Genomic DNA, 11,917 nt, shown 5'->3' with positions numbered 1-11,917 from the left:
TTTGACGAAGAAGCAGGAATTTTTAGACCAATTTATCGCAACCGCAGTAGGACAGCCTTAAGTCCGACAGATGAGGATTGGCTGCCCTGATCCGTTTGCACCAAGAGGCTGTTCGTAGTGTTGAAACTGCTGAAATGGGAGTGTAGCGACGGGGCTGTGTCAGGCAGTTTTCTGAGATACAAAACGATAATTCCGGGTGATCGGTCAGCTTGAATTTTAAAGCCTTGAACGCGATTTCATCCTTTACACGTTGTGCAGCGTCCGGATTCTCATCCGCGATGTAAACAGAGACATCCCTGCTGGTCACACAACGCCTGGAACGATTATCTGTATTGGCAGGAACAGGACAGAAAAACCTTGAAACGCATCAACAAATTAATCACTGAGTGTCTGCGGGACCCGTTTAGCGGCCTTGGCAAGCCCGAACCTCTGAAAGGCAATTGGCAGGGCTTCTGGTCAAGACGCATCAGCGATGAACACCGACTGATCTACCAGCCTTCCGATACTCATCTGACCATTGCCGCCTGTCGTTTCCATTAATAGCTCCCAATAACATCCCGGTAAATATCCACAACAGGCAATTCAAGCTCTACCGAATTCAATACCAGCTGATCACCCTTTTTCAGCTGGGTTAACTGCCACTGCTCGCCAGAGCGACGGTAAAGATCCACCAGCATATCCTGCTGATCCACCAGCAGGTACTCTTCCAGACTGGCAATTTGCGTATAGGCAGCCAGCTTGCCCAAACGATCATGCTGCTCGGTACTGGGCGACAGCACCTCAATAATCAGCTTAGGGGTTTCCTCTACATATGGGTCTTTTGGAGTTTCATCAGAGGGGTGACTGCAAGCCACCATCACATCCGGGTAAAAGAACATGGTGTCATTCTTACCACCAGCGCGGACTTTCATATCGGAGGCAAAGACCTGGCAGCCTGTGCCTTTCAGATGCGTACTCAATAAAGTCGCCAAAGACACGGTCAACAAATTATGCCGCCGACTGGCACCGACCATGGCATAAACGTAACCATTAACAAATTCGCGTTTAACTTCAGCTGTTTTCTCCGCTTCAAGGTACTCAGCGGCGGTGATTGGGTAAGTTTCCATGACTGGTCGCAGGGTTGTTTCCAGTGGTGTTTTTATTATGTGGCACATAGGATAGTCCGGCTATGCCCTATGGCAAGGGTGAGTAATTTACACGGATTTTCTTGATAGGCCTCGGAAGATGCGAAACCTTGCTTCACGTGAGAATCTTATGGTTGTCGGTAGGTTCTTTGACAAACAATTGCTTTGCCTTAACGGTCTAATTAGAATACGGCCACTAGTTCTGGCTCACCCTGCTTCATATACCATGCTTACTTATCATACCAGCCCATCCGTTGATCGCTACGGAGTTGTAAAGAAGCTAATTGCCTGTTTGCTTTTTTTACTCCCTGTAACATTGATCTCGGTAAAATCAGCCGGTTCCGTTATCTGCTTGCTACTGATTGGTCTGGCTTTTCTTTTTAGAAAATTTGACAAGCCGCAGTTAACCTCACTAGACCGTACTTTTATACTGGCTTTCTTATCACCGCTAGTGATCAGTCTCGTGCAGGCAGTATTTATTGATAATATCAGTGGTAAATACTTTGAGATTGGCCTGCGTTTTGCTCTTCCCCTCTTTGTTTTCATTTATCTCCGCAAGGTTGGAATTGACAGCCGATGGCTGGGTTATGGGTGCCTGTTCGGCATAATTTCTGCCCTGATTACCGTCACTGTCGGCAAGTACATCTATGGCATCGGACGTCCATCAAACTACTTTATGAACTCGCTACCATTCAGCGGTCTTACCGTTGTTTTTGCGTATCTTGCTTTCTACCTGCTCACACCATCATTAACAACCAGCAAGTATCGCTTCTTTTTGGGTGCTGCCATTTTTTCAGCTTGTGGCCTTATTTTATCAATCACCTTGGCCCGAGGTGCCTTTCTTGCACTCAGCATAACCGCAGCCTTCTTCCTGCTGACATCCACTTCTTTGAACCTGCGTCGAAAAGCATACACATTTGCGATGGCCACCATCTTAGCCATGAGTGTTTATTTAACGAGTGACGATATTCACCAACGGGTAGCGATTATGATGAGTGAGATCAATGGACACCTTGTTAAGGATGAATACACTGCTGGGTCAATCCCCATTCGGTTTGAGCTGTGGAAAGCATCTTTACTTATCTTTGAGGAAAGCCCGATCATTGGTGTGGGGAAGGGTAACTTTCAGTATTCCCTTAACCACCTGATAGTTGAGAATAAAATACAAGACGTACCATTATTCAGTCACCCCCATAATGAGTTTTTCACCTTTATAGCTGAACAGGGGCTATTGGGTATTGGTTCCTATGCCTTACTGTTTGTCGTTCCTTTTTGTTTCTTCATCAGGCGCAAAAATAGCTCTGATTATAAGGTGAAAGCACTTTCCAGCGCTGGATTAGCGACAGTAATTGTATACTTTCTGTTAGGCTTGACGAACGTTGTATTGCTGCAAATGACAGTACTGACACTGTATGCCTTCTTAAATAGCTATCTGGCCAGCCAAATTATTTACCACCAAAAATCTTCATCCTCCTGTTAAGGGTGGGGTAAAAGGTCATTCAGATAACACCATGATTGATAAGAAACCACTAGCAGTAATTCATCACTCCCTCATCAACAGTGGTGGCATGGAGCGTTACGCTTTCGATCTGATCACCGGGTTGCTTCACCACACGGACGATCTGAAAATAGTTAGCAGAAAAATTGACAGGCAGTTAGTGAAGGATTTCAACAACAAGCTGACCGAACTCCCCACCAGTATATTTACGCCTCAAAAGCTGAAAAATCGGATATTTGCCCACAAAGTCATTAAATCTGGCTTACTTGACTCATGCCTGACCATTGGGCCTGCCCGGATTCCTGGCATTGATATCGCCATTGTTGGTGGTACCCATATGGGGCATATTCTTAATGCCAAAAACGGAAGAACGAGCTTTTGGGACAGACTGGAACTCAACAGTGAACGTTCATATTATCAGCAGGCAAAACTGATTATTGCCCATTCCGACCTGATGAAGGAAGAATTGATTGACTTATATAATGTGCCCGAGTGCAAAATCAGAGTGATTTACCCGCCCGTTGACACTACCCGATTTAATCTTGATAACGAAACCAAACGAGATGAATTACGGACAAGATTTGGTTTTGAAAAAGATGAGATAGTGTTTCTGTTTCCATCGTCTAGCCACAAGCGAAAGGGGCTTGATCTTATTTCGCCGTTGTTTATGAATTCAACATTGCCAATTGTGCTTGCTGTCGCTGGCAGCCCTGTTGACTGTCAATCCAATAATATACGTTACCTTGGTCGTTTAGATAATATTGAAGAGGCATATTCTGCTGCTGACTATACGATCCTGGCGTCCAGCTATGAACCTTTTGGCCTGGTAGGACCTGAATCAGTGCTTTGTGGGACCCCTATTGTTTTGTCAGAAAACATTGCCTGTAGCCAAACTATCAAACAAGCCGCCAAAATTACTTTTGACAGAGAGTGCAATGAATCAATTACAGCGGCCATGCAAGAGGCCATCAAGCGCCATAAAGCTGGAGAACATCGACTTGAAGAGCCGTTACAGCATCTAATGTACCAACCCATGATTGATAGCCATGTTCAACAAATTCTTGAGTGTGTCAAACAAATTTGAAATAGTGAATATAAATAAGCCGTTAAAATCTGCCTTATTGCTCCCAATATTAGGGGACTGGGAGGGGCAGAGCGGGTACCTAGTCAATATTGCCAATTACTTTGTAAAAGGTGACCTTAAAGTCACACTCATTTAAGAGACTCGAAAACATATTCCCTTTTAACATGCAAGATTTCATTACAGAAAAATCTAACAGCATAGCTGTAAGTCATGCTATCGACCTTGCGCTACAAAAAGGCAGTAAGATACACGACAAAGATATATTGTAGTCCTCATCAAAGACTATACTTAAAAAATGCATGCTAATGAACAGCTCCGCTTCAACCATTAGTGAAAGTACTGTATATTCCATTGAGTAACTGCTCAGATCCAGCACGGCACCTCAGTAATAGGCAAAAATCGAGTCGTCTACTATGTAACGAAAATAGAGATCTACTTAAGAATGAAAGCATATGTCACCTTAATCGAAGACCATCACCTAACCTGTTAGAGCACACCTAAACACTTATCATGCCAAAAATTGTTATATTGATTACAAACAGACTCATTAAACTCACTGGGAATTTATGCAAAATCTTAAGTTATGCGTTTCATTTTATATTGCCAAGAGTTCGGTTCACAATCCCTCAGCATTCTAAGGCTTTAGTGAATACAACCCAAGAACAACAGGTTCCAAAGGTAATCTGGCAGACGAACTACTCCAATGCATGTGCTTTACCAGTCTATTTGAACTATCTCTTTAACCGAATGTTGTCACTGGATTATGAGTATCGCTATGTCAGCACAGAAGACAGAGAAGTATTTATGAAAGCCAATGCCAAGCCAGAGGTCTATGATGCCTACATGAAGCTGACAGACGGTGCTGCCCAGGCTGATCTTTGGCGATTAACTGTGCTGTACTGCAATGGTGGCGTTTATATGGATATTGACGCAACACTAGTCTGGCCTCTTAAGAGTATTCTCAAAGATGTTGACAACGCCTTATACATTAAAAATAAGAAAAATACAGAATATACCAACTATTTTCTCGCCACGGCTGCTGAGAACCCGGACTACCAAGCCGCCATTCTTCAGATTGTGAGAAATATTGAAAGCTATGACTCAGAAGGAGTTTACAATACAACAGGGCCAGGAGTATTAACTCAAATTCTCAACGACAAAAATGTTGCCTCAAGAGATCGCAACTATGTCTGTATTCAAGGTGGTTTTACTAATGAGTATTTCCAATATATGGATAAGCCTCGCGGAAAATGGATCTATAAAGACGAAAAAAAACTGATCAAAAAGTAATCAACTCTCATCTATATCATGAAAAGATCGTAAGACATTTAACGCATTTAGAAATTATACTACAATGGCCTCACTCAAATTTCAGCTTTCTCCTGAACATGCTCAAAGTCAGTATTTCCATCATCACCAAAAACGCCATGCCTCGAGTCAGGGAGACGCTTGAGTCTATAAAGTGGGCAGATGAGATTATCGTCCTCGACTCTGGCAGCACCGACGCAACCATTGCCGTCTGTAAAGAGTATACTGATCACGTTTATGAAACCGACTGGCCTGGTTTTGGCATTCAATTTCAACGGAGCCTGGATAAATGTACGGGAGATTGGTTAATTTCGGTTGATGCTGATGAAGTAATTACTGTCGAACTAAAAAATGAAATTTTGCAAGCAATCAGCAACGCTCCTGAAGGCGTCAATGGTTTTGCTTTTCCGAGGCTCTCCCATTTGTGCAACCAGCCTATTCATCATTGTGGGTGGAGGCCGGATTATGTACCAAGAGTCTTTCGCAGAGGGTTTGTGAAATATACTCCTGACCTGGTGCACCCAAAGCCAGTTATTGATGGGGTAACCAATAAACTGAAAAATGACTTGATCCATTATTCATTCGACTCCGTTGACTCTTTACTGGATAAAGCAAACAGCTATTCGACTCTGGGGGCGCAACAACTGTTTGAACGGGGCAAACGAGCTACCATTTTTAAAGCAGCCTACAAAGGATTCTGGGCATTCATTCGTACGTACTTTCTCAGGCTTGGCATTCTTGATGGAAAATACGGGTTTATCATTGCTATATCAAATGCTGAGGGCACATACTATAAGTATGCAAAGCTAGCAATGATGCATAATCAAGAAAAAGTGAAATGAAAACTTCCCTGATCATCACGACCTATAACTGGCCCAAAGCCCTTGCCGCCGTTTTGGAGTCAGCCAGGCACCAAATCCAACTACCACTTGAAGTTCTTATCGCAGATGACGGTTCGTCCAGCGGTACAAGTCAGCTAATCGAAGAATGCGCTGAAAGCTTTCCCTGTCCACTGCATCATATCTGGCAGGAAGACGATGGCTTCCGTGCTGCAGCCATTCGGAATAAGGCTGCGGCTAAAGCTAAAGGTGAATTTATCATTTTTATTGATGGTGACACGCTTATCAGGCCTGAATTTATAAAAAACCATCAACGTTTGGCCATGCAAGGTTATTTTTCAGCAGGAAACCGTGTGTTGCTGACCAGAGACTTCACTCAACAGGTGTTATCCGAAAACCTGCCTGTTGCCCAATGGCAACCCGGAGCTTTTAACGCGCATCAAATAAATCGTCCATGGGCGCTTAATACCCTGACGCTTGGGCCATTACGACTGTTGAAGAGGAACCAGTGGAAAGGGGTTAAAACCTGTAACCTGGGTGTCTGGAAAGAAGATCTGGTAGCTGTTAATGGTTTTGATGAGTCCTTCGTAGGTTGGGGATATGAAGATTCTGAGCTGGCTATTCGTCTTCTAAACAAAGGCATTAAACAGCTGGACTGCCGATTTGCGGCAACAGTAATGCATCTATGGCATAAGGAAAATGACCGTACTCGTGAAAAAGAAAATCTGGAGATGCTCAACACAGCCATTATAAGTAAAAAAGCCGAAGCTATTTCTGGAATAAAGCAGTATTTATAATCATTCGATCAGTTAGAATAACCCCAGTAAATTTTCCACGGTAACCACTCACTATGAAAGTCACGATTTTCGGTATCGGCTACGTAGGCCTGGTGCAGGCTGCGGTTCTGGCAGAAGTGGGTCATGATGTTGTCTGTGTCGACATTGACCAAAACAAGGTGGATAACCTCAAGCGCGGCATCATTCCCATCTACGAGCCCGGGCTTGAATCTATTGTGAAAGAGAACAGTCAGGCTGGTCGGCTGCACTTTACGACGGATGCCGCCGAGGGCATCGCCCATGGTACCTTGCAGTTTATTGCCGTGGGAACGCCGCCGGATGAAGACGGTTCTGCCGATTTGCAATATGTCCTCGCCGTGGCCAGCACCATTGCCGAGCATATGGAGGACCGGAAAATCATTGTGAACAAGTCCACGGTCCCTGTAGGCACCGCCGATAAAGTGGCCGCCAAAGTAGCAGAAGTTCTGCAGAAGCGAGGGGTTCAGCTTGAGTTTTCTGTCGCGTCTAATCCTGAGTTCCTGAAAGAAGGAGCGGCTGTTAATGACTGCATGAGACCGGATCGAATTGTGGTTGGAACTGACAGTGCTGATCTTAAAAACAATCATGTGACTGATACCATGAAAGAGCTTTACGCCCCTTTCAACCGCAACCATGACCGTATGATTTTTATGGATGTGCGCAGTGCCGAACTGACCAAGTATGCAGCGAACTGCATGCTGGCCACCAAAATCAGCTTTATGAATGAGATAGCTGGCCTGGCTGAACGACTGGGGGCCGATATTGAGATGGTGCGCCAGGGGATCGGCTCTGACCCCCGTATTGGCTTCCATTTTATCTACCCTGGCTGTGGCTACGGTGGCTCCTGTTTCCCAAAAGATGTTCAGGCACTGAAAAGAACCGCAGAGGACATTGACTTTGAACCGCTGGTTCTCAGAGCGGTTGAAGAACGAAATGCCCAGCAGAAAAATGTTCTGTTGACCAAACTCAGCACGCACTTTAATGGACAGCTGGCAGGTAAAACCATTGCGCTTTGGGGGCTGGCATTCAAACCCAATACGGACGATATGCGCGATGCCCCAAGCCGGGTGCTGATGGAGTCACTCTGGCAGGCCGGGGCACAAGTTCAGGCCTATGACCCGGAGGCGATGGAAGAGGCACAACGCATCTATGGTCTTCGGGATGACCTGACACTGTCTGGTACACAACAGGCGGCAATTAAAGGTGCCGATGCCCTGGTTATCTGCACCGAGTGGCGTCAGTTCCGTGCGCCCGACTTTGACCAGCTTAGAGCGTTATTGAATGAGCCTGTAATTTTTGATGGTCGTAACATGTACGAGCCAGAACGAATGAGACAGAAAGGCTTCACTTACTACGCTATTGGTCGTTGATGCCCTGGAATCTCCCTTAATTAACCTGGTCATGTAGCGTTCGAACTCCTGTCATCCTGAACCTGTCGAAGGATGGTGCCACCAGACTTCGACAAGCTCAGTCTGAACGTAGTTTTGAAACTCAGAATTATGCAAATTATTCCGGGGCAATTCCTAAGCCCACCTTACAGGTAAAACCACGATGAAATATCTGGTCACCGGAGCCGCAGGCTTTATTGGCTTCTTTACCACTAAACGTCTCTGTGAAATGGGACATGAAGTGGTTGGCATTGATAATCTCAATGACTATTACGACGTCAGCCTCAAACACGGCCGCCTTAATGAACTGGCTCTGCTGAAAAACTTCCGTTTTGTTGAACTCGACCTGGCCGATCGCGAGGGTATTGCGGCACTGTTCAAGCAGGAAAAGTTCAACCGGGTGATCCATCTGGCTGCTCAGGCGGGTGTCCGTTACTCCATCGACAACCCAATGGCCTATATCGACAGCAACCTTGTCGGCCATGCCACCATTCTTGAAGGTTGCCGCAACAACCAGGTACAACACCTTGTCTACGCCTCATCCAGCTCCGTTTATGGCATGAATACCAAAATGCCATTTTCAACGACGGATGCGGTTGACCACCCGGTTTCACTCTACGCTGCGACCAAGAAATCCAATGAGTTGATGTCCCACACCTATTCGCATCTTTATGGCATACCCACCACTGGCCTGCGCTTTTTCACCGTGTACGGTCCATGGGGTCGCCCGGATATGGCTTACTTCAAGTTCACCCAGATGGTCAACCGTGGAGAAGCCATCCCCATCTTTAATGAGGGCAAGCTGAAAAGAGACTTCACCTACATTGATGATATCGTGGAAGGCATCGTACGCATTCAGGATGTTATTCCGACCAGGTCAGATCATTTTGACAGCACTGACCCAAGTCGCAGCTCCGCGCCCTACCGGGTTTACAATATTGGTAATAACCAACCTGTTGAACTGATGACGTTTATTACAGCACTGGAAAATGCCATTGGTAAACAGGCCGAGAAACAGTATTTACCAATGCAGCCCGGTGACGTTTATGCAACCTATGCCGATGTCAGTGATTTGATGGAAACGGTGGGCTTTAAACCATCGACGTCTATTGAAGAGGGGTTAGAAAAGTTTGCTCAATGGTACATGAGCTGGCAGAACTAACAGAGATAATCAGATCATAAGATGCAGAAAGCAAACCATCTGCATCTTCTCCCCCCCTGTAAATCGCTTAAAGAGCGTCTATTGGCAGTTATCTCTCTATATCAAACAACAGCGGTAACATTCATATTACTATTGGCTTCTCGCAACCGCACAGCCGCCCGGTCAATCTCATTGATGTCTTTATCCCTGTAGCGCTCATACTCATTCAGGGCCTGTTGATAGCCCGCTTCAATCTGTTCAGATGTCAGTTCACCCGCCGGTAAACCCAGCAAATCACGGTCTATTCGCTCTTGTTCCTGTGCCTGGTGAACAAGTTTCCCCTGCAACTCCCGCTGTTTTGCCACCTGCAACTCCCGTTGTGTGACCAGTCGATATAACTGTTCCTGAGTGTGTTTGATAAGGCTCACCTCCCGGTCAAAGAGTTCTTTTGGCAGTCCTGATTGCGCCTTTTCATGGCAACGGGCTTCTGCCGCCTGATAAATAGCGTCCCTGGTCAATGCCTCTGTATCCTGCTGGATATTCAGTAGCTGTATCGCTGCCTCGATATTCTCAGGAGGCGGCATGGAAAAATAATTCGATGACTCTGTGTTCCCAACCAGCCTGTCCCTGATAGGGCGATTGATAAAGTTATCTTTGTGGTAAAGACGCCCCTCATTCATTTCATGGTTGGAGAGAAAGACAAAATCCAGGGCTACCTTGGCACATCCCAGGGACCTCAGGCCAAACGCGATGCCTGCTGCTAACGCACCCGTAGCCAGTATACTGTAGGGAGACAGATTAATTAACGAAATGAAAAAGCCAAGCAAGCTGCCATAGACGCCACCCACCACCATTCGGCTGCCAAAATACGTCAGTTTATTTTCATCACAGCGCTCCCCCTGGAACGGGAGATATCTCAGCCACCGAAAGCTGAGGAAGTCCCCGAGAACAGGCAGCTTTTCTATCGGGAGTCTGTCCAACACTACCGGCAGGCGATCAGTCGGGAACTGATCACTGGAATAATATCGCAATACGGCTTCCCCTATCGCTTCACAAGCCATGACCATGATGCCGGTCAGGGCCGATTTGAGAATGATCGGTAATGCCATCATACCAACCATAAAAGTAGCGCCAGCCATGGCCCAGACAGCCAGATATCCCGCCCAGTTGAATGCATCCATCACATGCCACAGGGTCGTTTCCACGGCACAGACAACCCTGCTGAACAGTGACTTGCAACGCTCAGTAACAGAGAAGGGGTCTTTTTTGATGTAGGTTCCATCAGGCTCGCTGGGCGAAATATCGCTACGACCATTTGCAGACTCTACAGAAGAGGCAGCACTCAACGCGGAAGACGGTGGCACCACCGGCAAAAGAACAGGTGACTGAATCATAGATGTTTTTGGACGTTGTTTTTGGACGTTGTTTTCGCAGCTCTCTTAACTACAATCTCTTAACTACAATCTCTTAACTACAATCTCTTAACTAAAAGCGCCAAGCGGTATAATCTCTGAAATTAGTGAGATTTAACTATAGATACACTTTTTCTGTTTGTGTGGCCTTTCCATCACTAAAAATTGAGGTACCCTTTCAAGGTCTCTTTGTTTCGCGATAACCAACTGATTATTAAAATAAAGGCAGAGTCAGACTATGATTGTTATTCGCCCCATACATGAGCAGGATCGTGAGGCTCTCTGGCAAATCGCCAACCAGACCGGTGCCGGATTCACCTCCCTGCAACCTCACCGCCCCATGGTTGATAATAAACTGGCATGGGCACTCACCTCCTTTCAGCAGGCGTCGCAGGAAACATCGCAGAAAAAAAGTACGTCTGAAACCGAGCAGAAAAATAACCTCTATCTGTTTGTGATGGAGGATACCGAAACCGGTCAGGTGGTGGGCACTGCGGGTATAGAGTCCGCTGTAGGGCTTGACGCTCCCTGGTATAACTATAAGGTGAGCAAACAGGTTCATGCCTCACAACAACTGGATGTCTATACCATGGTGGACACCCTGATGCTGTGCAGCGACCATACCGGCTTTTCAGAGCTATGTACGCTTTTTTTGCTTCCGGATTATCGCCACTCAAAAAATGGTGCCTTTTTGTCGAAAAGTCGACTGTTGTTTATGGCCGCCTTTCCAGAACTGTTTGCAGAAGACCTTTTTGCAGAAATGCGTGGCTACTGTGACGATCAGGAAGTTTCCCCTTTCTGGGAGGCCCTGGGTCGGCACTTCTTTGCCGTGGACTTTGAAGAAGCTGATCGCCAATCCACCGTCGATAAAGCATTTATTGCCGAGCTGATGCCTCGCCATCCAATCTACACCAATTTACTGCCTGATGACGCCAGGGAGGTTATTGGCATTACCCATGAAAGCACAACACCTGCCCGATATCTGCTGGAATCTGAAGGGTTCCACTACACCGGCTATGTGGATATTTTTGATGCAGGCCCACTTCTGGAAGCCAGAGTCAAGGATGTACGCTCAGTCAGGGATTCACGACAGTACAAAGTTAACATTGTGGAAAATAACACAACGGATCAACGGCGCTGGCTAATGGCCAATAATGAGTTGACCGATTTTCGCTGCATCATGGGCAATCTCTCCTACGAAGGACTGGAGTTCGTCCAAATTACCAGCGAGCAGGCTTCAGCGCTTAACATTGAAGAAGGCCAATTACTGCGGGTCGTGCCTTTATCATCCAGTTAGTCATCCTGAGT

11 protein-coding genes are annotated in these 11,917 nt (G+C 46.1%); 9 read left to right on the top strand and 2 right to left on the bottom strand.

The features are described 5' to 3' along the window. Positions 1-252: 252 nt before the first annotated feature. Complete coding sequence (locus tag KDK13_RS18450) at positions 253-540, top strand: Txe/YoeB family addiction module toxin (RefSeq protein WP_257286470.1); 288 nt, start codon at positions 253-255, stop codon at positions 538-540. Here the strand turns inward: KDK13_RS18450 and KDK13_RS18445 are convergent. Continuing rightward, complete coding sequence (locus KDK13_RS18445; RefSeq protein WP_257286469.1) at positions 537-1,154, bottom strand: Uma2 family endonuclease; 618 nt, start codon at positions 1,152-1,154, stop codon at positions 537-539. The two genes, KDK13_RS18450 and KDK13_RS18445, sit on opposite strands and share 4 nt — an antisense overlap. A 196-nt stretch (positions 1,155-1,350) precedes the next feature. On the opposite strand from KDK13_RS18445, the gene KDK13_RS18440 reads away from it, so the two are divergent. The 7 genes from KDK13_RS18440 (at position 1,351) to KDK13_RS18410 (ending at position 9,218) form a co-directional block, all read left to right on the top strand. Continuing rightward, positions 1,351-2,604, top strand: coding sequence for an O-antigen ligase (locus tag KDK13_RS18440; RefSeq protein WP_257286468.1), 1,254 nt, complete (start codon positions 1,351-1,353; stop codon positions 2,602-2,604). A 31-nt stretch (positions 2,605-2,635) separates the two neighbouring features. Then, the gene (locus KDK13_RS18435; RefSeq protein ID WP_257286467.1) at positions 2,636-3,706 is read left to right on the top strand and encodes a glycosyltransferase family 4 protein; all 1,071 of its coding nucleotides are present in this window, start codon (positions 2,636-2,638) and stop codon (positions 3,704-3,706) included. Between the two features lie 645 nt (positions 3,707-4,351). Continuing rightward, complete coding sequence (locus KDK13_RS18430; protein WP_257286466.1) at positions 4,352-4,996, top strand: glycosyltransferase; 645 nt, start codon at positions 4,352-4,354, stop codon at positions 4,994-4,996. A gap of 98 nt (positions 4,997-5,094) precedes the next feature. Further along, positions 5,095-5,856 carry a glycosyltransferase family 2 protein gene (locus KDK13_RS18425; RefSeq protein WP_257286465.1) on the top strand — a complete coding sequence of 254 codons (762 nt, stop codon included), beginning with the start codon at positions 5,095-5,097 and terminating at the stop codon, positions 5,854-5,856. Continuing rightward, positions 5,853-6,650: a glycosyltransferase family 2 protein gene (locus tag KDK13_RS18420; RefSeq protein ID WP_257286464.1), complete on the top strand. Its 798-nt coding sequence runs from the start codon at positions 5,853-5,855 to the stop codon at positions 6,648-6,650. The genes KDK13_RS18425 and KDK13_RS18420 overlap by 4 nt, the downstream gene beginning before the upstream one ends. Positions 6,651-6,703: 53 nt before the next feature. Next, positions 6,704-8,038, top strand: a complete 1,335-nt coding sequence (locus tag KDK13_RS18415; RefSeq protein WP_257286463.1) for a UDP-glucose/GDP-mannose dehydrogenase family protein — start codon at positions 6,704-6,706, stop codon at positions 8,036-8,038. Positions 8,039-8,219: 181 nt separating this feature from the next. Further along, positions 8,220-9,218, top strand: coding sequence for an NAD-dependent epimerase (locus tag KDK13_RS18410; RefSeq protein ID WP_257286462.1), 999 nt, complete (start codon positions 8,220-8,222; stop codon positions 9,216-9,218). 101 nt (positions 9,219-9,319) lie between these two features. On the opposite strand, the gene KDK13_RS18405 is transcribed toward KDK13_RS18410, so the two are convergent. Further along, complete coding sequence (locus tag KDK13_RS18405; RefSeq protein ID WP_257286461.1) at positions 9,320-10,591, bottom strand: hypothetical protein; 1,272 nt, start codon at positions 10,589-10,591, stop codon at positions 9,320-9,322. 256 nt (positions 10,592-10,847) lie between these two features. Between KDK13_RS18405 and astA the strand changes: the two genes are divergently transcribed. Continuing rightward, complete coding sequence (gene astA / locus KDK13_RS18400) at positions 10,848-11,906, top strand: arginine N-succinyltransferase (protein ID WP_257286460.1); 1,059 nt, start codon at positions 10,848-10,850, stop codon at positions 11,904-11,906. The last annotated feature ends 11 nt before the right edge of the window (positions 11,907-11,917 follow it).

Origin of the sequence: Endozoicomonas sp. SESOKO1 (assembly GCF_024606265.1) — a bacterium.
GTDB lineage: Bacteria > Pseudomonadota > Gammaproteobacteria > Pseudomonadales > Endozoicomonadaceae > Endozoicomonas.
This window is presented reverse-complemented; position numbering and strand designations above follow the sequence as displayed.